General features: G+C 69.0%; 20 protein-coding genes and 7 pseudogenes. 16 read left to right on the top strand and 11 right to left on the bottom strand.

What is annotated here, in order from left to right; all coding sequences use genetic code 11:
• Nucleotides 1-46 precede the first annotated feature (46 nt).
• Together ACZ7M2_RS29255 and ACZ7M2_RS29250 are read right to left on the bottom strand one after the other, a co-directional pair.
• A pseudogene (locus ACZ7M2_RS29255) lies at nucleotides 47-153 on the bottom strand (IS5/IS1182 family transposase); the annotation flags it as partial.
• A 59-nt stretch (nucleotides 154-212) separates the two neighbouring features.
• Nucleotides 213-668, bottom strand: coding sequence for an Lrp/AsnC family transcriptional regulator (locus tag ACZ7M2_RS29250; protein ID WP_352047586.1), 456 nt, complete (start codon nucleotides 666-668; stop codon nucleotides 213-215).
• A gap of 105 nt (nucleotides 669-773) precedes the next feature.
• Here ACZ7M2_RS29250 and ACZ7M2_RS29245 point away from each other — a divergent pair, with 105 nt between their 5' ends.
• The 4 genes and pseudogenes from ACZ7M2_RS29245 to ACZ7M2_RS29230 form a co-directional block, all read left to right on the top strand.
• Nucleotides 774-1,340 (top strand): RBBP9/YdeN family alpha/beta hydrolase, encoded by a 567-nt coding sequence (locus tag ACZ7M2_RS29245; RefSeq protein WP_471597803.1) that lies wholly within the window; start codon nucleotides 774-776, stop codon nucleotides 1,338-1,340.
• A 153-nt stretch (nucleotides 1,341-1,493) separates the two neighbouring features.
• Nucleotides 1,494-2,051, top strand: a complete 558-nt coding sequence (locus tag ACZ7M2_RS29240; protein ID WP_471597802.1) for a TetR/AcrR family transcriptional regulator — start codon at nucleotides 1,494-1,496, stop codon at nucleotides 2,049-2,051.
• The gene (locus tag ACZ7M2_RS29235; protein ID WP_471597801.1) at nucleotides 2,048-2,941 is read left to right on the top strand and encodes an aldo/keto reductase; all 894 of its coding nucleotides are present in this window, start codon (nucleotides 2,048-2,050) and stop codon (nucleotides 2,939-2,941) included. The genes ACZ7M2_RS29240 and ACZ7M2_RS29235 overlap by 4 nt, the downstream gene beginning before the upstream one ends.
• Nucleotides 2,942-2,965: 24 nt before the next feature.
• Nucleotides 2,966-3,250 (top strand): annotated as a pseudogene (locus tag ACZ7M2_RS29230) (alcohol dehydrogenase catalytic domain-containing protein); the annotation flags it as partial.
• Nucleotides 3,251-3,541: 291 nt separating this feature from the next.
• Here the strand turns inward: ACZ7M2_RS29230 and ACZ7M2_RS29225 are convergent.
• From ACZ7M2_RS29225 to ACZ7M2_RS29200, 6 genes and pseudogenes are all read right to left on the bottom strand, one after another.
• Nucleotides 3,542-3,985, bottom strand: a pseudogene (locus ACZ7M2_RS29225) (cation:proton antiporter domain-containing protein); the annotation flags it as partial.
• Nucleotides 3,964-4,170, bottom strand: coding sequence for a hypothetical protein (locus ACZ7M2_RS29220; RefSeq protein WP_471597800.1), 207 nt, complete (start codon nucleotides 4,168-4,170; stop codon nucleotides 3,964-3,966). The gene ACZ7M2_RS29220 and the pseudogene ACZ7M2_RS29225, both read right to left, overlap by 22 nt.
• 46 nt (nucleotides 4,171-4,216) lie before the next feature.
• Nucleotides 4,217-4,633 (bottom strand): Rossmann-fold NAD(P)-binding domain-containing protein, encoded by a 417-nt coding sequence (locus ACZ7M2_RS29215; protein ID WP_471597799.1) that lies wholly within the window; start codon nucleotides 4,631-4,633, stop codon nucleotides 4,217-4,219.
• Nucleotides 4,634-4,874: 241 nt separating this feature from the next.
• Nucleotides 4,875-5,069: pseudogene (locus ACZ7M2_RS29210) on the bottom strand (NmrA family NAD(P)-binding protein); the annotation flags it as partial.
• A 227-nt stretch (nucleotides 5,070-5,296) separates the two neighbouring features.
• Entirely contained in the window at nucleotides 5,297-5,668 is a 372-nt protein-coding gene (locus tag ACZ7M2_RS29205) for a transposase (RefSeq protein WP_471597798.1), read from the bottom strand.
• Nucleotides 5,669-6,429: 761 nt separating this feature from the next.
• Nucleotides 6,430-7,554 (bottom strand): PP2C family protein-serine/threonine phosphatase, encoded by a 1,125-nt coding sequence (locus tag ACZ7M2_RS29200; RefSeq protein ID WP_471597797.1) that lies wholly within the window; start codon nucleotides 7,552-7,554, stop codon nucleotides 6,430-6,432.
• Between the two features lie 290 nt (nucleotides 7,555-7,844).
• Between ACZ7M2_RS29200 and ACZ7M2_RS29195 the strand changes: the two genes are divergently transcribed.
• Nucleotides 7,845-8,285: a hypothetical protein gene (locus ACZ7M2_RS29195; RefSeq protein ID WP_471597796.1), complete on the top strand. Its 441-nt coding sequence runs from the start codon at nucleotides 7,845-7,847 to the stop codon at nucleotides 8,283-8,285.
• 66 nt (nucleotides 8,286-8,351) lie between these two features.
• Nucleotides 8,352-8,483 (top strand): annotated as a pseudogene (locus ACZ7M2_RS29190) (IS5 family transposase); the annotation flags it as partial.
• A 193-nt stretch (nucleotides 8,484-8,676) separates the two neighbouring features.
• On the opposite strand, the pseudogene ACZ7M2_RS29185 reads toward ACZ7M2_RS29190, so the two are convergent.
• Nucleotides 8,677-9,293: pseudogene (locus ACZ7M2_RS29185) on the bottom strand (TetR/AcrR family transcriptional regulator).
• A gap of 58 nt (nucleotides 9,294-9,351) precedes the next feature.
• Between ACZ7M2_RS29185 and ACZ7M2_RS29180 the strand changes: the two are divergent.
• The 9 genes and pseudogenes from ACZ7M2_RS29180 to ACZ7M2_RS29140 all read left to right on the top strand — a co-directional run.
• Nucleotides 9,352-9,642 (top strand): annotated as a pseudogene (locus ACZ7M2_RS29180) (SDR family NAD(P)-dependent oxidoreductase); the annotation flags it as partial.
• Nucleotides 9,643-9,755: 113 nt separating this feature from the next.
• Nucleotides 9,756-11,354, top strand: coding sequence for an ATP-binding protein (locus ACZ7M2_RS29175; RefSeq protein WP_471597835.1), 1,599 nt, complete (start codon nucleotides 9,756-9,758; stop codon nucleotides 11,352-11,354).
• Between the two features lie 204 nt (nucleotides 11,355-11,558).
• Nucleotides 11,559-12,755, top strand: coding sequence for an exo-beta-N-acetylmuramidase NamZ family protein (locus ACZ7M2_RS29170; RefSeq protein WP_471597795.1), 1,197 nt, complete (start codon nucleotides 11,559-11,561; stop codon nucleotides 12,753-12,755).
• A gap of 153 nt (nucleotides 12,756-12,908) precedes the next feature.
• Complete coding sequence (locus ACZ7M2_RS29165; protein WP_471597794.1) at nucleotides 12,909-13,910, top strand: GNAT family N-acetyltransferase; 1,002 nt, start codon at nucleotides 12,909-12,911, stop codon at nucleotides 13,908-13,910.
• Entirely contained in the window at nucleotides 13,907-15,262 is a 1,356-nt protein-coding gene (locus tag ACZ7M2_RS29160) for an ABC transporter substrate-binding protein (protein WP_471597793.1), read from the top strand. The genes ACZ7M2_RS29165 and ACZ7M2_RS29160 overlap by 4 nt, the downstream gene beginning before the upstream one ends.
• Complete coding sequence (locus ACZ7M2_RS29155) at nucleotides 15,256-16,221, top strand: carbohydrate ABC transporter permease (RefSeq protein ID WP_471597792.1); 966 nt, start codon at nucleotides 15,256-15,258, stop codon at nucleotides 16,219-16,221. Before ACZ7M2_RS29160 ends, ACZ7M2_RS29155 begins: the two co-directional genes overlap by 7 nt.
• A complete protein-coding gene (locus tag ACZ7M2_RS29150) occupies nucleotides 16,218-17,087 on the top strand; it encodes a carbohydrate ABC transporter permease (RefSeq protein WP_471597791.1) in 870 nt (289 codons plus the stop codon). The genes ACZ7M2_RS29155 and ACZ7M2_RS29150 overlap by 4 nt, the downstream gene beginning before the upstream one ends.
• A gap of 118 nt (nucleotides 17,088-17,205) precedes the next feature.
• The gene (locus ACZ7M2_RS29145; RefSeq protein ID WP_471597790.1) at nucleotides 17,206-17,649 is read left to right on the top strand and encodes an ester cyclase; all 444 of its coding nucleotides are present in this window, start codon (nucleotides 17,206-17,208) and stop codon (nucleotides 17,647-17,649) included.
• Between the two features lie 739 nt (nucleotides 17,650-18,388).
• Complete coding sequence (locus tag ACZ7M2_RS29140) at nucleotides 18,389-19,111, top strand: hypothetical protein (protein ID WP_471597789.1); 723 nt, start codon at nucleotides 18,389-18,391, stop codon at nucleotides 19,109-19,111.
• A 169-nt stretch (nucleotides 19,112-19,280) separates the two neighbouring features.
• Here ACZ7M2_RS29140 and ACZ7M2_RS29135 read toward each other — a convergent pair whose 3' ends face one another.
• Both ACZ7M2_RS29135 and ACZ7M2_RS29130 read right to left on the bottom strand, forming a co-directional pair.
• Nucleotides 19,281-19,886: a CGNR zinc finger domain-containing protein gene (locus ACZ7M2_RS29135; protein WP_471597788.1), complete on the bottom strand. Its 606-nt coding sequence runs from the start codon at nucleotides 19,884-19,886 to the stop codon at nucleotides 19,281-19,283.
• A 257-nt stretch (nucleotides 19,887-20,143) separates the two neighbouring features.
• Nucleotides 20,144-20,992 carry an MBL fold metallo-hydrolase gene (locus ACZ7M2_RS29130; protein WP_471597787.1) on the bottom strand — a complete coding sequence of 283 codons (849 nt, stop codon included), beginning with the start codon at nucleotides 20,990-20,992 and terminating at the stop codon, nucleotides 20,144-20,146.
• Nucleotides 20,993-21,255: 263 nt separating this feature from the next.
• On the opposite strand from ACZ7M2_RS29130, the gene ACZ7M2_RS29125 reads away from it, so the two are divergent.
• Entirely contained in the window at nucleotides 21,256-22,113 is an 858-nt protein-coding gene (locus ACZ7M2_RS29125) for an MBL fold metallo-hydrolase (protein WP_471597786.1), read from the top strand.
• Nucleotides 22,114-22,781 lie beyond the last annotated feature (668 nt).

Raw genomic sequence — 22,781 nt, 5'->3', positions numbered from 1 at the left:
CCATTTCATTCGGGGAGTATGCGGTAGCAGATGAGTGCGGCCGCGACAGTCGGTTCCACGTGCAGCCGGACGTGGCCACGAACACCATCGCGGCCACGACCTCCCTGCCACTCCGCGTCTCCGATGATGCCTTCCGCGCGGGCCGGCGGGAGCACTCACGCCACTGCTCCCCTGGCGAAGGCGTCGGCCCTCGAACGGCCGGTCGGAGCGGGTCACGACGTTGTTGACGTGGCGTCGGTCAGCGGCTTCGGCGGATAGGCGCGGAGCACGAGTGACGTGGTGGCAGGGCCGTAGCGGGCAAGCGCGTCGACGACTTCCTCGAGTCGTCCTGCTTGCGGGCAATGGACGTCGAAGATGAGGCAGTCCTCCCCGGTGACTCTCAGGGTGGAGACGACCTCGGGGATCCGGGAAGCCAGGTCCAGGGCGCGGGAGAGCTGGGCATGCGTAGTGCGCAGGCGAATGATCGCGTGAATGTTCAGACCGAGTGCCGCGGGGTCGACATCGGCCCGGTAGCCGGTGATGACGCCGCTCTTCTCCAGCCGCTGGATGCGCGCACTGGCCGCGGGCTGCGACAGTCCGACGCGGCGTCCTACCTCCGCTCCGGTCAACCGGCCTTCGGTCTGGAGCAAGGCGAGGATGTCCCGGTCGATCCGGTCAAGTGATTCCATCGTTGTCCGTACCATCTTCTTTGAGATCGCTTGCGTCGCTGTCGCTGTTCTGTTGCTTCCAACAGAATCAGCGCCAGACGTCCCCAGGATCGCAGGGGGCGACGAGTGAAACGGTGGCAAGCAGTGGTCGCGTACGTCATCATCCCCGGCATCGACGGCTCCGACGAGCAGCACTGGCAGACCTTGTGGGAGCAACAGTGGGGAACCTCAGCGGTGAGAATCTCCCCTGCCTCGTGGTCCGCCCCCGACCTGGATGACTGGGTCGACGCTGTCCAGAGGGCATACGACGATGCTTGCCGTGAGGACAGCCACGTTGTGCTGGTAGCCCACAGCTTGGGCTGCTGGGCGGTCTCCACCTGGCTGAACAAGAACCCGACGAGCCCGATACGCGGCGCGTTCCTGGTCGCGCCACCCGACCCACAGGGGCCGGCGTTCCCACGTCAGACTGCCCCGACGTTCATCGAACTGTCCGCACGACCGTTGCCGTGCCCGGCCCTGGTGGTGGGCAGCACCAACGACCCGTACTGCACCCCCGAGGCAGCCGTGGACTTCGCGGAGCGATGGACGGCGCGATGGCATCAGGCGGGCGCGTACGGACACATCAACTCCGCCAGCGGCCTGGGCCCGTGGCCGCTTGGCCGCGAACTCCTGGACTCACTGACCCAGTTGTGATCAGCCACCGCAACTGATGTGGCGTCAAAGCCAGTTCAGGAGACCTCAGTCGCTTCCGCCCACGACATCACCGAGCTTGCACCGCAAACAGAACGGCTGTTCTGTTAGTGTGCTTCACAAGCAGAATGGCAGTTCCTTTTGCGGGGGGGTGTGATGCCGCGACTCACCGACGCGCGCAAGGAGCTCCGGCGCGCCCAGATCACCGAGGCCGCCGTACGCTGCTTCGGCCGCAACGGCCTCGAGCGGACCTCGATCGCCGACATCACCGCCGAGTCCGGCCTCTCGACCGGCTCGATCTACGCCCACTACGACAACAAGGCCGACCTGGTCCAAGCCGCAGCCCGCGAGGTGCTCGCCCAGCGCGCCGCGGTCCTCGGCGAGTACGCCGGCAGCGACACCCCGCCCGACCCGGAGGAACTGCTGGCCCGCCTGATCGCCGCCATCGACGTGGTCGACGCCCGGGTCGGCGTGCAGACCTGGGGCGAGGCGACCACCGACCCGGCCATCCGCGACATCGTCGTCGACATGACGGACCGGATGCGCGCACTGCTGCACGACTGCGTCACGGCCTGGCTCGTCAAGGTAGAGCGCCACGAGCCGGCCGAGGCCCGCGAGCGCGCCACCCCGATCGCTCACCGGATCTCGGCGCTCTACCTGGCCGAACTGCTGTACGCCGCCTTGCGATCACCGACCGAGGAGACAGCTTTATGACCACCCTGACCGCTTCGTTCGCCGGCCGCACCGTTCTACGGGTCGGCTACGGCGCATTACAGCTCGAACGCCTGCATGACCGCCGCGACGAGGCGGTCGAACTGCTGCGCCACGCGGTCGAGTTGGGCGTCGACCACGTGGACACCGCCGAATTCTACGGCTTCGGTTTCGCCAACGACGTGATCCGCGAGACGCTGCGCCCCGAGGACGGCGTCCTGGTGGTCACGAAGGTCGGCGCCGACCCCGACCCGGGCGGGCGGTTGCCGCTGCGTCTGGCGCAGCGGCCCGAACAGCTGCGCGCCAGCGTCGAGGACAACCTGCGCAGCCTCGGCGTCGACCGGCTCCCGGTGGTCAACCTCCGCCGTCTGGACACCGGCCCCGGCCTGCGTCCCGAGGGCGACCAAGTGGTCGGCCTCGACGACCAGCTCGCGGTGATGACCGCCCTGCGCGACGAAGGCAAGATCGGTGCGATCGGTCTGAGCAGCGTCACCCTCGACGGCCTGCGCCGCGCTCTGCCCGCGGGCATCGCCTGCGTGCAGAACGCGTACAGCCTCGTCTCCCGCGACGACGAGGACATGCTGCAGCTGTGTGCGGCCGAGGGCATCGCCTGGGTGCCGTTCTTCCCGCTCGGCGGGGCCTTCCCGGGTCTGCCCAAGATCACCGATGAGCCGGTGGTGCACGCCGTGGCCGAGTCCCTGGGCGTCGCACCCTCCCAGGTCGGCCTCGCCTGGCTACTGCACCACGCCCCGAACGTGTTGCTCATCCCCGGCACCGCCGACGCCGCCCACCTCGAGGCCAACCTGGCGGCCGGCAAGATCACCTTCGACGCCGCGACCCTCGCCACCCTCGATGCGATCGAGTCCCGTCCCAACGAGCTCCCCATCGGCTGACCGGAACCGTTCTTAGGACGGATCATGAAGGCCATCGTCTATCGCCACAACGGCGGCCCCGACGTTCGTCAACTCGTGGACCGTGACCTGTCCGCGCCCGGTCCTGGAGAGGTTCGCGTCCGGGTTGCCGTGTCCGAGATCAACCCGACCGACTGGCAGGCGCGCTCCGGCGCCGCCCACCCCAAGCACTTCTTGGAGGTCACCCCGCACCTCAACGGCGCCGGCACGATCGACGCCGTCGGCGAGGGGATCGACCAGAGCCGGGACGGTCGGCGGGTCTGGGTGTTCATGGCCGCCGCCGGGCGGCCCCCCGGTACCGCCGCCGAGTTCGCTGTCGTACCCGCCGAGCAGGCCGTGCCGTTGCCCGACGAGGCCGGTTTTCGACGTCGGCGCCTCGCTCGGCGTCCCCGCGCACCGCGCGCTCACGGTCGCCGAGGACGGGCCGCGCCGTCTGCGGCCCGGGGCGCTCGACGGCAGGGTGGTGCTCGCCGCGGGCGGGGCCGCGGCGGTCGGGCATGCGGTGATCCAGCTCGCCCGATGGGCCGACGCCACCGTGATCAGCAGGTAGGTGGCGAACAGGGTGAGCACGGCCAGGGCGCTCTCCAGCACGCGGTCGCGCAACCGGCTGCGCAGTGCCACCACGACGGCGGCGCAGGCGGCGCTGATCGCGATACCGCCCGCGTAGGCCGGCAGAAAGCGTGCGGTGGCCCCCGTCCAGGTGACGGCCTGTCCCTGAACGGCGACCCCGACGACCACCGCGTAGAGGGCAAGTGCGGTGCCGTCGTTGATCAGGCTCTCCGCCCTCAGGACGGTCTGGATCCGACGGGGCAGGAGCCGGGCGACCGTCTGCACAGCGATGGCGTCGGTGGGGGCCACTACGGCGCCCAGGACGAGGGCGAGCGGCCAGGAGAGGCCCAGCGCGTGCCTCACCCCGGCCACGGCGGCAGCGGTGGCCGACACCTGATGGGTCGCGAGTAGCACGGTCCCGCGCAGATTCGTCCGGATCTCGCGGAGCGAGGTGGTCAGTGACTCCCCGTAGAGCAAGGGTGGCAAGAAGAGCAGAAGAACGACCCAGGCGACAGGACCAGCGTGCGGAACCCGGGGGTGAGGCCGATCAGCCAGCCACCCGCCACCAGCAGGACCGACTCGTCCCAGCGCAGGCGGCGGGCCAGCCACGTCATGGCCGGCACGGTCGCGAGAATCGCCGTGCCGACTTCCAGGCCCCGCATGCGGCACCGCCTTCCCGATGGGTCAGGCACCTCCTTGCCTGGTTGTTCAGCCCTGGGCGAGTTCCGCCAGGGCGTCGAGACGGGTGGGCGTCCAGCCGAGCTCGCGGCGCGCCCGGGCGCCGCTGAACTGCTGGTCGAGGACGAACGCCTCGGCGATCGGGCCCATCCGCCGTACGGCCTCCTCGACGGTCAGCGACTCGATCCGGTCCGGGCATCCGGCGGCGTGGCTGAGGGCCCGGGTGACGTCCGCCAGCGGAAGGTTCTGACCGCCGACCCCGGCGTAGACGGAACCGGCCGGGGCGTTCAGGGCCAGGGCGTACAGGTAGGCGATGTCGTCGACATGGACCAGTGCCCAGTGGTTGGAGCCGTCCCGGATGCAGGGCACGGCTCCCGCCGTGCGCCCCGGCTCGACGAAGAACGACTGCGCCAGTCCGCCGGAGCGGCCGTAGACCAGCCCTGGCATCACGACCACCGGGCGCTCGGGCGAGCACCCGCTTCTCGTTCTCCAGACGCCAGGCGGTGATACGCGGCGGGCTCAGCGGGGCGTCCTCGTCGACGACCCCGTCGGTGTCGCCGTACGCCCACACCCCGCCCGTGTGCACATGGGGTCCGCTTCCCACGCCGTCCTGCAATGCCTCCGCCGCCGCGCGGTCGACGTCCGCGGTGCCCTCGGCGTAGTCCATCCCGAGGTGGATGACCCCGTCGGCCCTGCGGGCCGCCTCATGGAGGACATCGGTATCGCTGAGCGCCCCCGCAACCGGGGTGGCACCGAGGTCAGACACGGTGCGCGCCGCGTGCTCGCTGCGCGCCAGCGTCGTCACGCCGATGCCGTGCCCGGTCAGTGCGCGGATGGTGGAGCGGCCGATGTAGCCGGAGCCGCCTGTGATGAAGATCTGCATCGCTCTCACGGTCCTTGTGGTCGGCCACTCGGGGACGGCGTCGGGGTCCTGCGGCAGCCGGTCGGGCGCCGGATCCGCGTCGACGGTCGCCGGCCGTCAACTGCTGGAGGACACGCGCCGCCTGGCCGCCGCCGCGCAGGCGCTGTGCCGGCTTGTAGGGGTTACGGATCCGGAAATTTCGCAGGGGGCTCGACGACACCGGAGTCCACGCCAGGGTGCGGCCCGCGCTAACGGTGTCGAGGTCCTGGCGGAGGGAACCAGCGAAGCCCCACATCTGGCTTCGGGGCATCCTGTTCAGCCTGGTGGATCCACTCCAGCAGCAGGGTGGTCGCGCCGGCGCCGGACGAGATCGGCAGCGACTCCCGGTGCGCCGGGGCCGGCTTCCTTGCCCCCCCGTGTACCTTGACCGCCTTCGTGTAGGCGGTGGCGGCCCGGTCAAGGGAGATGGTCTCCGCGCCGGGACGGTCCTTGAGCCAGGCCGCGAACATCTCCGAGGTGCGATCGGGCAGCACGTCCACCACCCGGCCGGTCTCGACGCCGACCAGGACAGTGCCGTAACTGCAGCCCTTGCGGAAGAGGGATTCGTCGACCGACAGCACCCGGCGGGGCCCGGTCCCGCACCGACGGTGCCGTCGGGAGTCTGAGCAGCCGGGTCCGGCCCGCGGCCAGCCTCAACCCCCAGCGCAGCCGCGCGGCCGGACGGCCGCCCAGCTCCACCGCGACCGACCGCCTCCACCCCGTAAGGCCGCTGTACCCGAAGCAGAACCCTGCCCCGTCGGCCGCCCAACGACCGCTCGTACAGCATCCGTTGACTCGTCCAGCATCCGTGGACACGACCTGTGCTCCCGTGCGGCCCGTTTGCGACAATCCGGGCACCACCCCGGCCCGCCGACGGACACCGCCTTCACCACTACGGCGTCCGCGCAGGCGTTCACGCGCTCCACTCGCACATCGATCCCGGGAAGCAGCACACCCTCAACCGTTTCCCTCCCTGTCCTGGGCATTCACGCAACGGCGGCCGGAGCCAAATTCCGGCGAGGGTACACAGCACCGAGAAGCCGACGCACATCCACCGGTCCAGCCGGAAGATCCGGCTACGGCCGATCCGCTCCCCCAACGGCCCCAGCAGCGCGGCGCCGCACATCGCGGCAGCCAAGACCAGTCCCCATAGTGCGGAGCCGACCGCGAAATCCTTGGCGACCGGCGGATCGGCCACCCCGATTCGTGCACAGCCGCTGGGTGAGATCCGCGTGGGGCACGGCACTCTCCTGCCCCTCCTCCTGCCCCTCATGATCGGACTCGGCCGCGCCGGGCAGCGGGCGCTTCGGCCGCTGGAGGCGCGAGTTGTTCCTGCCGGTGCTCACCATGACCCCGGCATGCGCTCGATCGCCACCATGGCGGCGTCGTCATCCAGATATCCGCCGGCGTGGTGCAACAGGTCCGCGCACAGGTGGGCCAGGAGAGCGTCGGGCCCCTTGCCGGACTTGCCGGCCACTCGTTCCGCGAGCGGGTAGAACGTGCCGTTCCGGTCGCGGGCCTCGATGACTCCGTCGGTGTAGAGAAGGGCGATGTCGCCGGGCTCAAAGGCGAACGTTTCCGGGAAGAGTTCGGATTCCACGAATTCGGTGAGACCCAGAGGAGGCGCTGCGTTTCGCACCTCGAGCAGGCCGACCTGGCCGCCGCGCAGCAGCAGGGGCGGGGGGTGCCCGCAGTTGATCATGTGAAGGGCCGGATCGTGGTCCGGGACGTCCAGCACGGCGGCGGTAATGAACGCCTCGCCGCGATCCTCGGTCTCGCCTTCGGGGGCAGCGGGGTCGTCCAGGTCCGAGGAGACGGTTCCCTCCAGGAAGGCGACCAACGCGGGCAGGTCGGCCTGTCTGTGGGCCGCGGCCCGGAATGCGCCGAGAAGGAGGGCGGCGTCCCCGACCGCCTCGAGGCCCTTGCCCCTGACATCGCCGATGACGATCCGGGTTCCTTTGGCCGTGCGGGCGGCGGCATACAGGTCGCCACCGATCTGCGCCTCGGTCTCCGCGGCCAGGTAGACAGAGGCGATACGCAACGGGCCGATCCGTTGGGGAATCGGCTTGAGCACCACTTCTTGTGCGGCCATCGCCACCGAGCGCAGTCGGCTCACTTCCCTTTCATGGCGTCCTCGCAGGTGGGCAAAGAAGGTCACGAGCGCTGACATCAGGATCAGGACGATGAGCTGGAAGGTGTGGTTCAGATCAATAAGGCTGGTGCGCATCACCGCGACCACGGTCTGGGCCAGGACGGCGAGCGCGCCGATGAGGCCGGTCGCCCAGGGCCCTGCGAACGACGCGGTGAGAGCAGGTGCGGCGACCAGAAAGGGCCCGAGGTGGACGCTGGGCGGAGCGAGTATGTCGACCACCGTGACAATCGCGATCAACGCGATCGGTACCGCCAGCAGAAAATGACGTGGCTCCCCGGACAAACCGTGACCTTTACCGAGTCGTCGAGAAACCATATGTCCTGGATACACCGCATCGCGCCCCGGCGCCCGCGCCGACAGGCGGCACTCCTACCGCGCCTGCACCGACCATCACGCGGCGGAGTGCTGGATCAATCGCCCGAAGCGCCACCGGACAGCGGCCACGCGGTACGACGAACTCGCCGTCGGCCACGAAGCCACAGTCACCATCACCGGCATCAACGAGTGGCTCTGACGACGTTGAACGTCGACGTTGAACGCGAGTACCGCAACGTGGTCAGATACGGCCGTCGTACGCACGAACCTGTCATCCCGGGAGATCCGTCGTGCCCTACTACCTGCTCACAGTGGAGAGCTCGCATCGCACCGGCTTCGGCCTCCAGATCAAACCCACCGTGCGGATCAAGGATCTGGCGTCACGGGTGAAAGACCTGGACATACCCATGCCGGGCGACAAGCTTCTGCTTCTCTTCCCGGGCGAGGGGACATGGCAGGCGCCCCTGGCCGGGTTCGGCGTCGAGGCATGGAGCCGGGACGGCGTTTACTACAGCCACAGCAGCCCCTCGGACCCGGAATTCACCGTCACCATAGGCGGCAACCGCGAGCCCGCGGATCTCCCCGTGGGCACAGAGATCTGGCTGGACGACACAGCCCCTACGGGAGGCCACCGGACGAAAGGCTGGCGGCAGATCATCGAGGACATCACATCGGCGCCGTGGTGGCAGGCAGACCCGGACACCATCGACCCGCCTGTCCCGGATCGCTAAGGCCTCGTCACCTCGGCCACGCGCATCATGAAGGCCAAGCACTTCAAAAACGCGCCCCAGGCTCGCGACTACCCCGAGCGCCATGCCGTGGACGGCGGGATCAACCGTCTCAAACGTCACCGGGCCGTGGCCACCAGGTACGAGAAGCTTGCCGTCCGCTACGAGGCGACCGCGCTCGTCGCAGTCCTCAACGAATGACTGCGATCAGCACTTTCCCCATAGGCCCCGGGCCAGCCGGCCTGGGGCCGTAGCCGCTGGACGGCGCGCAGAGCGAGCGTCGGCCATCGCGCTTGCCCGTGGGGCTCACTTCCTTGTCCGTGCATCGCAGGTACAGGCGATCTCCACTTCGGCTCCGCAGATCCTCCGTCGGCGCCCTCGGTCGTCAGGACCGTCAGGGCCCTCCAGCAGATGGCCAGCTTCGCAGGGCCATGTCGGCCACCTGCTGGAGGTCGTCGCGGGTGGCGCCTCCGGCGGCCTGGACAGCGATGCCGTTTGCCACGGTCATGAGGTAGCGGGCGAGTAGTTCGGGATCGGCGTCGGGGGGAGGTCGCCTTCGTCGACGGCTTGCCGGAACCGGTCGTGGAGGCGGGAGGTGTGCTCGTTGCGCCAGGCGATGAGGGCGTCGCGGGCATTGCTTCCCGGGCCGCCGGCGGCGAGGGCCCCTTGGACACCGAGGCACCCGGTGGGGCAGCCGGGGAAGGTGGTGGCCCGAACGGAGCCGTCGAGGAACGCGGCGGCCACCTGTCGGGCGGTCGGTTCTTGCAGGGCCCGGGCCCCGTACGAGGCGGGGCCTTCGGTGTAGCGCTCCAAGGCCTTCCGGAACAGGTCCTCCTTGTTGCCGAAGGCCGCGTACATGCTGGTGCGGGTGATGCCCATGGCGTTGGTCAGTTCGGTGAGGCTGGCACCTTCGTAGCCCTGTCCCCAAAAGACCCGCATGGCGCGCTCAAGGGCCTCGTCGGCGTCGAAACTCCTCGGTCGGCCGATCGGTGCCTGCTGCCGCGTCTCCATGCGATCGATCACACCTCTTCCATACCGATCGGTACTGAATTTTATGGAGGTCATTCGCATGGGAGCGCTCGTAGGCAGGACCGCCGTCGTCACCGGCGGCGGCATCGGGATCGGCCTGGCCGCCGCCGTTCGGCTGGCAGCCGAGGGGGCACACGTGTTCATCACCGGCCGGCGCAAGGCCGTGCTGGACGCGGCCGTCGAGACCATCGGCCCGGCGAGCGCCACCGCGGTGGTGGGTGACATCTCCGATCTGGCCGCGCCGGACCGGCTCTACGACACGGTCCGCGCCCGGGGCCGTGGCCTGGACGTGCTGTTCGCCAACGCCGGCACCGCGTCGTTCGCGACGCTGGCGCCTGGAGGCCCTGACGCCCGCGCGCCGCGCAGCTCTGCGGGCGGCCCTGCTGCGCGGCCGGGAACCGGTCGACGACCAGAGCCGTCTCGCGGTGCGTCGCCGTCCTCGACGTGCTGCGAAACCTCGCCGCCACCGGCCCCGTTCTGCTGGTCATCGACGACCTCCAGTGGCTCGACGGGCCCAGCGCCGAGGTGCTCGCCTTCGCCGTACGCCGCGTCGAGGGCCTCGACATACGCGTGGTGGCCGCCGAGCGGGTGGCCGACGGCGAGCAGCCCGAACGGCCGCGCTGCTGCCCGCCGGGCACCGTCGAACTTCCCGTGCCGCCGCTGGCGGACGGCGAGGTGGCACACCTCGTGCGCACCGGCATCGGTGCCGACCTGCCACCGGCGGTGCTGCGGGCCATCCAGGCAGCCGCTGCCGGGAACCCTTGGTACGCACTGGAGTTGGGGCGGGCGGCCACGCGCGAGCGAGGTCCCGTCGGCTTCGGCCGGACACTGCCCGTACCCCGCAGGCTTCGTAGCCTGCTGCTGAACCAGGCGCGTACGCTGCCGGAAAAAGTGCGGCGCACGCTCCTCGTCACGAGCGCCGCCGCCCGCCCCAGCCTCACTCTGCTGCGTGCCGCCGGGCTCCAGGACCCCGCCGCGGACCTCGCGGAGGCCGAACGACTGGGCGTCGCGACGGCCGACGCCGACGGAACCATACGTTTCCGCAATCCGCTGATCCGGGCCGCTGTCTATGCCGACGCCCCGGAGTGCGGCCGCCGGCAGGCACACGCCCTGCTGGCTCGTGCGGTCACCGAGCCCGTGGAGCAGGCCCGCCACCTCGCTCTCGCCCACCCGCGCGAGGACGAGACCACCGCCCGCACGCTGATGTCCGCGGCGGAGTCCGCACGCCGCCACGGCGCACCCGAGGCCGCCTTTGAACTGGCCGAGCTCGCTGTCCGACGCACCCCCGGCGACCGCTCCGCGGATCGCGCCGACCGGCTGCTGGCCGCGGCCGAGTACGCATGCGACGCGGGACAACTGGAGGAGGCGGGGCAGGCGGCCGAGACCGTCCTCGCCGAGTCGGTCTCCGCACGGCAGCGGGTGCGGGCCCGGCTGATCCTGCTGCGCAACGCCGGGCAGGCGCTGGGAGGCTTCCATGACCTGATCGAGGAGGGTCTCCGGGACGCCGACGGCGACCCTGAGGCCGAGACATGGCTGCACCACTGGGCGGCGGTACGCGGCCTGCCGTGTGGGGAGTTGGAGGAGGCGGCCCGGCATGCCCGGCGCGCTGCCCGGCATGCGGCCCGGGCCGGCGACACCGACACCCGGATCGGGGCGCTCGCCACCCTCGCCCGGGTGCGGTCCCTGGCCGGGGAACCGGTCGCCGCCGACGCCGCGCTCGAGGAGGCACTCGCTCTGGTCGGCGGCGCCGACGCCGGCCCGGAGAGTTGGGGCCTGATCCGGATGCGGGCGATCCTCGCCCTGGACTCCGACAAGGTGACCGAGGCCCGGGACCAGGTCGCCGGACTCCTCGCGGAAATCGGCGAGTTCGCCGGGGTCGAGGAGGTCACGGCGACCTTGGTGTCGCTGACTCGTATTCAGGTGCGCTCCGAGGACTGCCAGGGTGCGCGCTCACCCACGCGACGCGCGTGTCGGACGAACGGTCGGGAAGCAGGCCGACCACCGTCGGGGTATCGACGTCGGGTGACGATGCCAGGTAAGTGACACCCCGTCACGCTCTACGCAAATCTTCGACTGAACCAGATTCGATCCCTCCTGGGCGCGTCCACTCGACGCGTGCCCGCCGCCGCGAGAGACCCCGCGCGCACCCTTGGCACGAACTCCTGGCCAATCATGGCAACATTCCGGGACATGCAAGTACATTTCCGACCACCGCTTCGAGATGCCACCGGCAGACGGGGGTAGAGGATGAGCGCGGACGACCGCGTCGCGGTGACAACCGGCATCGCACGGCTGCACGCGTCGCCCGGACTTGCCGGGCCCGGACGGCTCGGGCTGGTGACCAACCACACCGGCGTCCTCCCCGACCTGCGTCCGGCCGCGCCCGCGCTGCTCGAGGCCGGCGCGCGGCTGATCGCCCTGTTCGGTCCCGAGCACGGGCTGCACGGGACCGGCCAGGCCGGCGCGAGCGAGGCCGCTCAGACGGACCCCACCACCGGCCTGCCGGTCCACGACACATACCGGTGCAGCGGCGAGCGCCTCGACAAACTGCTCCTCGACAGCGGCGTCGACGCCCTCGTGTACGACCTGCAGGACATCGGGGCCAGGTTCTACACCTACGTGTGGACCATGTTCGACCTGATGGTCTCGGCGGCTCGCACGGGCGTACGGTTCGTGGTCGCCGACCGGCCGAATCCCCTCGGTGGACTCGTCAGCGAGGGCCCGCTGCTCGACCCGGCGTGGGCCAGTTTCGTCGGGCGCGCGGCGGTACCCGTCCGCCACGGCCTCACCTGCGGTGAACTCGCCCGGCATCTCAACGCCTCGGCCGTGCCCCAAGTAGCGGGCAGTGTCGCTGACTTGGCGGTGATCGAGGCCGTCGGCTGGCGGCGCGCCATGGACGCGGAGACCACCGGCCTGCCGTGGGTCGCGCCCTCGCCGAACATCCCGACGCCGGCCACCGCCACGTTCTACCCCGGCACCTGTTTGTTCGAAGGGACGAATCTCTCGGAGGGCCGTGGTACCACGCAGCCCTTCGAGATCGTCGGGGCCCCGTACATCGACGCGCGGTTCGCGCCCTCGCTCGCCGAGCTCGCCTTGCCTGGAGTGCACTTCCGTGATCTTCGGTACGTACCGACCTTCCACAAACACGCCGGACGGCCGCTACGCGGAGTCCAGCTCCACCTCACCGATCGCAAGGTGTTCGCGCCCGTCCGTACCGCCGTCGCGATGCTCGCCACGCTGCGACGGCTGTACCCGGACGACTTCGACTGGCGTCCCTCGGACGGGGGCGCGGAAGGAACCGGCCACCGTCACTTCATCGACCTGCTGTGGGGGTCCGACCGGTTGCGGCGCGCCGTCGACGCGGGCGACGACCCACTGCCGCTGTGCGACCCGCCGGCGCCGCCCGGCCGGTGGGCCGGCGACGACGTGCTGCTCTACTCCTGAGACCTCCTGGCCCGCCGCCACGACGCGTTGCCCGCTGTCATCACCAACGCCACGACCAGCCCCATCGCCGACACCGACACCGTCGTCGTCGGCGTCGACGCCGCGGGCGACGTTCGACGCCGTCCGTGATCCGCGTATGGAAGGACAACCCCATTGCTGACGACAACCCCGTCGACGACCGATCGCACGACGACATCCCGGCTCGAGATTCGTGGCTTCGGCGCTGGCGACGGCCCGGGCTTGGTGGAGGCGTGGCGCCGGAGTGCGCCGGCCGACTCCATCACCCCGGACCGCTTCCGCTCCCTGGTACTGCTCGACGCCAACTTCGATCCGGAGGGCCTTCGGGTCGCCGTCGACGGCGACCGCGTCGTCGGCGCGGCCTACGCGGTGCGCCGTCTGACACCGATGTCCGGCACCGACCTGGAGCCGGAGCAGGGCTGGATCCCGTTCTTCTTCGTCGACCCGGCCGCCCGCGGTCGCGGCCTCGGCCGCCGGCTGGTGACCGAAGCCCTCGACTGGCTGCACGGCCACGGCCGCACCCGGGTGGACTTCTCCTCGTACACGCCGAACTATGTCCTCCCCGGCCTGGACGCCGAGGCGTACCCGGAAGCGGCCGGGCTCCTTGAGTCCCTGGGCTTTCGCACGCTGTACGAGGCGGCGGCGATGGACCGCGGCCTGGTCGGCTATCGGATCCCTGAGGATGTCGCGTGCCGCTTGGACGAACTGACGGCGCAGGGCTACCGGTTCGCCACTCCGTACGACGACGACCTGGTGGACCTGTTCGCGCTCGCCGGGAACCACTTCGGCCCGGACTGGGCGTGCACGATCCGGCAGTGTCTGGCCGCGGGCACCCCACTCGACCGGATCGTCGTCGCCCGGGACCCTTCGGGCCGTCTGGTCGGCTGGGCGATGCACGGCACGTTCGATTCGGTGGACGAGCGGTTCGGGCCGTTCGGCGTGCTGGAGGAGATGCGCGGCACCGGACTCGGCAAGGTCCTGCTCCACCTGGTCCTGGAGCGGATGCGGGCGCGCCGTGCGCACTCCGCGTGGTTCCTGTGGACCGGCGAGCAGTCCCCGGCGGGCCACCTGTACCGCAAGAGCGGTTTCACCACGACCCGGGTGTTTCGCGTGCTGCGCCGGGAGACCGCTCGATGACGCCGTCACACCCAACCGGTGGCCTGAGCCGCCGTCACTTCGCGCTTGCGCTCCCCTGGGCGCTGCTCCCTCCGGCCCTGCTCGCCTCCGGATGCGCCGCGCCGTACCAGGGCACCGGGCGGCCCGGGGAACCAATCATCCTCACCCTGCTCTCCCACTATGCGAGCGGGACACTCAAGGAGGCCCTGCAGCGCCCGGTCGACGAGTGGAACGCCACTCATGACCGGGTCAAGGTGCGGACGAAGGCTGTCGAGTTCACGGACCTGCTGACCACGTTCATGGTCCGGCAGGCCGCAGGCCAGGGCGCCGACATCCTCCATCCGTACTGCCTCTGGAACGGCCAGCTCGTCCAGGCCGGCGTCCTGCGGCCCGCTCCGTCCGAGCACGCCGAGGAGATCAGGCGCGGCTACGGCGGGGCCGCGGTCGGCGCCTCGTCGGTGGGAGGCAGGATCTACGGCTATCCCACCGAGGTGCAGACGTACGCCCTCTACTACAACAAGCGGCTGCTGCGCGAGGCCGGCATCGAGCGCCCTCCGCGCACCTGGCACGAGTTGGAGGAGGCGGCCTACCGCACCGCCAAGCGGGACCGGTACGGCAACACGCTGGTCCAGGGGTTCGGGCTGTCGACCTACGACGACTCCACCACCGTCGGCCAGACGCTCGCCCTGCTCAACGCCGCCGGCGGAACGTTCGTCTCCGCGGACGGCAGGAGCACCGCCATCGACTCGCCGGCCGGCCGGGCCGTCTTCGATCTGGAGCACCGCCTCGTCGTCAAAGGTGTGAGCGCGCCCGGCGTCAACGTCTACAAGGCGTTCCAGTCCGGACAGGTGGCCATGGTGGTCAGCGCCGGCTGGTGGACCGGAAGCCTGAAGACCGAGATGGGCAAGGCCTACCGCGATGTCGGCGTCGCTCCGCTGCCTCTCCCTGCGGCGGACGACAAGCGCTCCACACTCTCCACCGGCTTCATGCTGGGGGTCAACACCGCCAGTGAACACCCGCGCGAGGCCTGGGAGTTCCTGCGCTGGCTCAACACCGAGAAGGTGGGCACGAACAGCGCCAAGAAGGGTGCGACAGCGACCCGGATGAGCTCCCTGCAGGTGTCGGTCGGCTCCCTGACCGGCCGCGCCGACGACATGCGGACACTCCTGAGTGAAGGCAGCGATCCGAACCTGCGCCCCTTCCTGGACGCGCTGGCGTACGCGGTGCCGGAGCCGAACGTACCCGGCGCGCAGCAGGCCAAGTCGCTGCTGCGCAAGAACATCGAGGCGTTGTGGACCGGTCAGCAGTCGGTCGACGAGTCACTGCGCACCATCCGCCGTCAGGTCGATCAGGAGGTGTCGCGCTCATGGTGAACACCTTGACCCCGGAGACGACCGAACGGGTGCACAGCCCGCGGGGCGCCGGGTCTACCGTCGACGGCCTCCGCCGGACCCGGCCTCGACGCCGCCAGGCCGTCGTCGCCTATCTCTTCCTGGCCCCGACGTTGCTGTTCTTCGCGGTCTTCCTGATCCTGCCCCTCGGCTTCGCGCTGCTGCTGTCGATGTCTCGCTGGGCCGGGTTCGACCTCGGCGACATCGACCCGGTCGGCCTGGACAACTTCACCAACCTCTTCGTGGACGGATCGACGTTCCTGGCGCCGATCCTCACCAATACGCTGCTGTTCGCCCTGGGCACCGTGGCCCTCGCGCTCGCCGGCTCCGTCCTCGTCGCCAACTGCATCGACAAGCTGCGGTTCCAAGGGCTGTGGCGCACCCTGTACTTCCTGCCGATCGTCACGACCGTCGTCGCCATCGGCAACGTATGGAAGTACATGTACGAGCCGGGCGGCCTCGTCAACGGCGTCCTCAACGCCCTCGGGCTCGGCTCGGTGGCGTTCCTCCAGGACCCGGACACCGCACTGCCCGCGGTCGTGGTCGTGCAGGCCTGGGCCTCGGTCGGCACGGCGATCCTCATCCTGACCGCCGGGCTGAAGTCCATTCCCGAGTCGTACTACGAGGCCGCCGCGCTCGACGGTGCCGGGCCCGTCACCGTCTTCTGGAAAATCACACTGCCGCTGCTGCGGCCGTCTCTGCTCTTCGTGTGCATCACGCAGTTCATCACCGGTCTGCAGTCGTTCGCGCTGATCATCGTGATGACCAAGGGCGGCCCGGGTGACGCGACCAATGTCGCCGCACTGGAGATGTACCGCCAGGCCTTCACGTACGGAGACTGGGGCACTGCGAGCGCCGCCGCCTTCGTGCTGTTCCTGGTGGTCCTCGTGGTCACCCTCGTGCAGTTGTGGATCTTCCGGCGCAAGGGGGAGGACACATGATTCGCCGCCGTTTCCCGTGGTTCTCGTATCTGGTGGTCGTGATCGGCGCCGTACTCACGGTGGTGCCGTTCCTCGACATGGTGATGACGTCCTTCAAGGGGCCCGGCGAGTCCGGCACGCTGCCCTACCGGTTCCTGCCCCAGGCGTTCGACCTGTCCAACTACCGGGCGGCGATCCACCAGCTCGATCTGCCGGTGCTCTTCCGCAACAGCGTCATCGCCACCGCCGTGATCACCGGATCGGTGCTGCTCACGTCGTCACTCGCGGGCTACGCGCTCGCCAAACTCCACTTCCCCGGCCGGAACTTCATCTTCCGCCTTGTGCTGTCGACGATGATGTTCCCCCCGTTCCTCTTCTTCATCCCGCACTTCCTGATCCTGGTGCACTGGCCGCTCGCAGGCGGCAACGACCTGTTCGGGCGTGGCGGCGCCGGCCTGACCCTCAGCATCACGGCGCTCGCCATGCCGTTCCTCGTCAACGGCTTCGGGATCTTCCTGATGCGCCAGTTCATGGTCTCCATCCCGGACGAGGTCCTCGAGGCCGCGCGCATCGACGGGGCCGGCGAGTTCGCTGTGTGGTGGCGGATCGTGGTGCCGCAGACCAAGCCGGTCATGGTGACGCTCGGGCTGCTGACCTTCGTCGATGCCTGGAACGAGTACATCTGGGCGCTGCTCGTCTCGACCGCCAACCCGGACGTGATGACCCTGCCCGTCGGCATCCAGCTCCTGCAGGACTATGTCGACCCGACCCGCACGATGCCCATCGTCATGGCCGGCCTCGTCCTGAGCATCCTGCCGGTCCTGATCCTCTTCCTGCTGCTGCAGAAGTACTACATCCGCGGCGTCATGCTCAGCGGCCTCAAGTGAAGTACGCAGCCGCCGACACCACGCTGACCACCAACTACTCACTTCCCGTTCCAGCAGGCCCCCTCAGGCCGCCACACCTATCGTGGAGAGGAGGAAGGGGCGACTGCACATCGTCGATGTGTACGCCCAGGGCTGCAACGTCAAGGAGCGCGTCATGTCGCGCAGCAGCAACGCCGCCATCCTGGAAGGCTTCGGATCAGCGGTGAACGCTGACCACCTCGGCGAGCTCGAGGAATACGTGGCGCCCGACTCTGTGGACCACGACCCGGCCCCAGGACAGGTTCCGGGACCGGAAGGCTATGAGGAGATGTTCGCCACGATGAGGCGGGCCTTCCCCGATCTGCACATCGAGGTCGAGCACGTGATGGCCACCGACGACGAAGTCGCGTTCTCCTACACCATCACTGGCACACATCTCGGTGAACTGATGGGGCACGGTCCGACGGGAAAGACGGTGAGTTACCGAGGCATGCAGATCAGCCGCTTCGCCGACGGGAAGATGGTCGAGCGCTGGGGTAGCAGCGATGAGCTCGGCATGCTCCGTCAGCTCGGTCTCGCCTGATCAAGTACACACCACCGGGCCATCGGGCGGTCGGCCTTCGACTCGGCGCGATCCCGCCGGGGCCACCGCGTTCGCGTCGGTCAGATCTTTCGGGTCCAGGCGCCCTCCTGGGCCTGCTTGAGGAGGTCCTCGATGGCGGGCGGCCACACGTTGCAGTAGGTGCCGTCTTCGGCGCCGATGACGGAGACCATCCTGACCCGCCATGATCTGGGCGAAGTTGGCCCTGACGTCGTCCTCGCGGGTGAAGTTGACCGCGTCGTCGTGCCAGCGGTAGGTCGTGTCGGCCATGCGGTCGTTAAAGCCGGTCTCGTACGCCGCGCGTGCAGCGGGTACCGGAAAGCACTCGATTCCACGCCCAGCCCGATGAGCCAGTCGACGATCGGCTCCGCTTCGTTCGGGGCATGCGAGGCGTAGCCCACTATGTCTCGCTGCACCGACGTTTCGACGGCATCGTTGTACCCGGAAACCCGGGCTCGCGAGTCCAGCTCTCTCGCGATCGACATCGAAAACACATCCTTCACCTGACAGGCAGGACCGGACAGCGACAAGCGGACTCCTGGGCATCGTGACGTCGGTGAAGCTGGTCCTCATGCGAAGCAAACGGTTCGTCCGGGCGATCCCGGCTCTGCGACAAACCAGTCCGCTAGGTCGCGGGGCGTTCGGCATCAAAGTCTCCGGGCCCTTCCAGGCTCCGTGAGGCGCAAACCGAGCACCCGGCTCACTGGCTATTGGAGGAGATGTGACCAACCTGCTCTCAGCAGTTCTCGAGGCCCATGGCGGCACGGAGCGGTGGGGCCGGCTCGCAACCGTGACTGCCACCATCGTCAGTGACGGGGAGCTCTTTGTGGCCAAGGGCCTGCCCCAGGACCTCCAGCCACGTCGGATGACTGTCGACATGCACAAGGAACACGCTTCAGTGCGCCCTTTCGGGGCTCCCGAACAGCGCTCGGACTTCACACCTGACCGCATCGCGATCGAACGCGCCGACGGCACCGTCGTAGCCGAACGTTTCAATCCTCGAGTGTCATTCCGGGGACACACCCTGGAAACGCCCTGGGATCCGCTGGACCGCGCCTACTTCAACGGCTACGCCCTGTGGACGTACCTGACCACGCCGTTCTTCGCGATCATGAACGGCATGGGCGTAGAGGAGGCGGAACCGTGGAACGAGTCGTCAACTGAGCGATGGCGTCATCTGAGGGTCACTTTCCCGGCCGACATCGCAAGCCACAGCACCGTGCAGGACTTCTATTTCGGGGACGACTTTCTGCTCAGGCGCCACGACTACCACGTCGACATCGCCGGCGGCTTCGCGGCCGCGCAGTACGTCTACGACATCGATGAAGCAGACGGAATCAAGTTCCCGACCAGGCGTCGCGCGTACCTCCGCCGGTCCGACGGGCGTCCCGACCACGATCACCTCATGGTCAGTATCGACCTGCGCGATGTCCACTACTCCTGACAGCACCAGCCAAGCGGAGCCCTGGTTCCTCGCCGAGGACACCCAGCTACTCCGTGGGTCGTCCCTGCAGGACGCATCCGTTCACAGAGGAGGCTGCCCTGGTGCGGCAGGCGGCTCAGGCGCCGACAAGCGAGGCACAACGGCGCAGACCACGCCGGAGGACGGGCTGTCAGACCTGGTCGGCACCGGCCCGCTTGCGCGCACGATAGTTGCGCAGGTTGGCAGCGTTGCCGCAGACATGGACGTCGTGCCAGACGCCGCTGTTGTTGCGGGAGCGGTCGTAGAAGGCAGTCAGGCACCGTGTGTTTCGGCAAGACTTCAGGCGGCGCAGGGTGTCGGTGCACTGCGCCTGGTAGACCTCGATGAGGGCGAGTGACGCCACCTGCCGCCATCCCGTACCGCGGGGCTCGGCGTGGATGACCCCGTGCTCATCGAGCCGCAGTGCGGTGGGCAAGGTCATCAGGGAAGCCGCCGGGCCGCCCTCCGTCGTCGAGTCACCGAGCTGGGCGTGGAGGCTCCGACTCAGGTCATGTCGGAAGTCGCGCAGGCCCTGCACGTCCTCGGCGGTCAGTTCGATGCCGGGTGCGGGCCGGTGGGTCACGCCACTCCAGCTCTTCAACGCCTGGTCAAGCCAAGCACGGGCGGCCTCGGCGGTCTGCAGAAGGTCGGGCTCCCGGGGCTTGCTGGCCGACAGTGTGTTGAGCAGGTCCTGCACGAAGGCCAGCCCGCCCGGGGCGGGCTCCAGGCCATATCGGGCTGTCGCGGTCCAGGACATTCGCGGATCTCTTTCGGTGACGGCAGCTACAGCAACATGTCCATAGCCTATTTACTTATTACGTCTGAAAGTGTAACTCTCCGAATGACGAGGCTCCCCGAAGTTCCGCGTAGGTTCCGGTGGGTTCGCCCATACGGGCTGTGCGGCTCGGGTGCGTCGCGGACAGAAGCATCGGGACGTCGGATAGACACTCGGCTGACGCCTCTTCGCACCGGGCGCCCCGACCATTGCGTGACCAGGCGGCCAGGCGCGGCCGCTCAGCCCTTGGCGGACCTCGCCGAGCCCCACAGCGCGCCCTGGTTGACGCGGCCAGGATGCAGTTCCAACATGCCGCGGTAGAGGTCGAGAGTGGTCGTGGTGCGGTCTGCGACCGCCTCGAAGTCGTGGATGTAGCGCCGGGTCTCGGCGATTGTCTTCGGGTCGTCCGGACGGTCGGGGTTCTTGTGTCCCGCGACCACCGCTGTCGGCTCCAGCGCGGCGATGGTGTCGAGCGCGTTCAGCCAGGCTCGCCGGCCCTCGGCGGGCGATTCGGCGAGATAGAGGTGAACATCGTTGTAGACGGCGTCTCCGGCCACGACCAGGTCGATCGACGGCACGTGCAGACAGGTGGTGTCATCGGTGTCCGTGTGCCCGAGTCCCACGATGACAAGGTCATGGCCCTCCAGCTCCAGCCGATCGCCGGCCAGTGACTCCGCGGCCACGAGCCTGTCCGGGATCTGGCCGGGGAAGCGCTTGTCCCAGGACGACGCCACGAACTCCGGTGCCATCTGCTTCTTCATCTGCTCCACCACCGCCGGCGTCGCCACTGCGCGCGCCCCAGGGAAGCGTTCAAGAAGCGTGCCCAGCCCGAACCAGTGGTCACCGTGCCCGTGGGTCACGAAGACCGTGGTGAGGTTCATGCCGCTCGCCGCAACCCAGTCGGCCAGCCGGTCGGCCTGGTCGGCAGTCATCAGCGCGTCGACCAGCACCGCGTCGCGCTCACCCGTGATCAGTGTGGCCGTGATGGGCGACCACATGCGCCGGGGGACGTCGGGCGGCAGGTCCGCGATCTCGGTGGGGATCGACGGCGCCACGTGGACACTCCAGCTCAGTCGCGCTCCGGGCATGATCGCTTCCTTGGGACTCAGAGGCAGCTACGAGGGAGCCGTATCCGATCAGCCATGTCGATACCTGTGAGTGCTGCCTGGCCTGTCGTACTTCTCCAACCGAAAGTAACTCGACTGAACGACAGAGTCAAGATGTGTATGACTATGTCGTATGGTCGTCGTTGCGCAGGCATTCAAATTCCGCTGCGCAAGCGGACCGCCGCCGCAGGTACATGACCAGAGGACCGTGCGGGCCGTACGTCGCCCCTCAGGGAGGAGTCATCATGACCGCATCCGCGCCCAGCTCTCTGGAGTACGAAACCTTCGTTTCCGACGGCACACCCCGGGCCGGCGAGGAACGTCTGCCGAACGGCGACAGACTCGTTTCCTCACCGCTGACCTCAACGCTGATCTTCGGGGAAGAGGACGCCGTGCTGGTCGATCCGCCTTTCACCCGTGATCAGACCGAACAGGTCGGTGACTGGGTCGAGCGGTCCGGCAGGCGCCTGACTCACATCTACTCCACCCACGGGCACGGCGATCACTGGTTCGGCACCGCGGAACTCGTGAAGCGATTCCCCGGGGTCACTGTCTACGCGACCCGCGGCACCATCGAGGTCATGCACCAACAGGCCACCGACGGGCGCGAACAGATGTGGGACAAGCGCTTCCCCGGCCTGATCCCCGACAGCCCGGTTCTGGCCCAGCCCATTCCCGCCGACGGCTTCCAGTTGGAGCGCAACCTGATCCTGGCCGTCGAGGTCGGACACACGGACACCGACGAGACGTCCGTCCTGCATGTACCGTCCCTCGGTCTCATAGTGGCCGGCGACGTCGCCTACAACGGGGTGCACCAGTACATCCTCGAAGGCGGCAATGGCGGCCTGCAGAAGTGGCTTACGGCCATCGATCGCGTCGCCGCGCTCGAGCCGCGCACGGTTGTGGCCGGCCACAAGAACAAAGAACTACCGGACGATCCCGCCATTCTCGACCGAACCCGGCAGTACCTGCTGGACGCCATCCGGCTGCTCGACGAAAACCCGACCGCCCGAGAGTTCTTCGACCGGATGACAGGGCTCTACCCGGATCTGCTCAACCCGGGTCCGGTGTGGTACGGAGCGATCGGGCTACTGGGAAAGTGACCCGGAGAAGTCGTGATGGCGACAGAGCAGCGGCTGACACGAACGGTGCCAGCGAGACTTCGCCGTTCACCTGAGTAACTTCACGCTACGGAATCCGGGTGCTCGACCAGACCAAGGAGTCGAGGGTCGATAACACGTCACCGCAGCTTCAGGAGGGGGCCGGCCCGCTGCCCCCATCGCACGACGATGTGGCAGCCGAACTACCGTCCACTCGCCGCCATCTGAGGCCATGAACCGCGCGGGCGCCGTCCTGCCCCATCCGGCTCGGGTCGCGCCCCTGCCGGCCGGCAGCCATCCTGAAGGGAGTACCGACCGCCCACGACCAGGGCAGGAACTGCCAATTTAGCGCCGCCCAGCACGCCGTAGGCGGGCGTCGCCGACCGAGGCGTCCTGTCGCGCCGCCGCCTTCCGCCTCGGCAGGCAGCTGATGCCCCCTGCGCAAGAGGGATTACATCTGGTCCTGTGCACCGCCTGGTCCCGTCCGGACCAGACACGTTCGCTCCAACTGCGGGGCGTCCGGGGCGATGGGCACCCAGCGCGCGACGGTGACGCCGTGGCCGCGGCAGGCCACGCGGCGGGCTGCGGACCGCGAGACGTGGAAGGCGGCCGTGCGAATCTTCCCCCTCCCTGCGTTGCAGGAGCCCGGTTCGAGTTCCCTTTTCCCGGAG

The organism is Streptomyces sp. NPDC111507 (assembly GCF_055638955.1).
The sequence above is the reverse complement of the archived record's forward strand: the minus strand, read 5'-3'. Positions and strand labels throughout refer to the sequence as shown.

Excerpts from the sequence above, each read along its gene's own strand:
- ACZ7M2_RS29250 (WP_352047586.1), bottom strand. The coding sequence starts at position 668 with ATGGAATCACTTGACCGGATCGACCGGGACATCCTCGCCTTGCTCCAG.
- ACZ7M2_RS29240 (WP_471597802.1), top strand. The coding sequence starts at position 1,494 with ATGCCGCGACTCACCGACGCGCGCAAGGAGCTCCGGCGCGCCCAGATC.
- ACZ7M2_RS29235 (WP_471597801.1), top strand. The coding sequence starts at position 2,048 with ATGACCACCCTGACCGCTTCGTTCGCCGGCCGCACCGTTCTACGGGTC.
- ACZ7M2_RS29220 (WP_471597800.1), bottom strand. The coding sequence starts at position 4,170 with ATGCGGGGCCTGGAAGTCGGCACGGCGATTCTCGCGACCGTGCCGGCC.
- ACZ7M2_RS29215 (WP_471597799.1), bottom strand. The coding sequence starts at position 4,633 with ATGCCAGGGCTGGTCTACGGCCGCTCCGGCGGACTGGCGCAGTCGTTC.
- ACZ7M2_RS29200 (WP_471597797.1), bottom strand. The coding sequence starts at position 7,554 with ATGGTTTCTCGACGACTCGGTAAAGGTCACGGTTTGTCCGGGGAGCCA.
- ACZ7M2_RS29170 (WP_471597795.1), top strand. The coding sequence starts at position 11,559 with ATGAGCGCGGACGACCGCGTCGCGGTGACAACCGGCATCGCACGGCTG.
- ACZ7M2_RS29160 (WP_471597793.1), top strand. The coding sequence starts at position 13,907 with ATGACGCCGTCACACCCAACCGGTGGCCTGAGCCGCCGTCACTTCGCG.
- ACZ7M2_RS29155 (WP_471597792.1), top strand. The coding sequence starts at position 15,256 with ATGGTGAACACCTTGACCCCGGAGACGACCGAACGGGTGCACAGCCCG.
- ACZ7M2_RS29150 (WP_471597791.1), top strand. The coding sequence starts at position 16,218 with ATGATTCGCCGCCGTTTCCCGTGGTTCTCGTATCTGGTGGTCGTGATC.
- ACZ7M2_RS29135 (WP_471597788.1), bottom strand. The coding sequence starts at position 19,886 with ATGTCCTGGACCGCGACAGCCCGATATGGCCTGGAGCCCGCCCCGGGC.
- ACZ7M2_RS29130 (WP_471597787.1), bottom strand. The coding sequence starts at position 20,992 with ATGCCCGGAGCGCGACTGAGCTGGAGTGTCCACGTGGCGCCGTCGATC.
- ACZ7M2_RS29125 (WP_471597786.1), top strand. The coding sequence starts at position 21,256 with ATGACCGCATCCGCGCCCAGCTCTCTGGAGTACGAAACCTTCGTTTCC.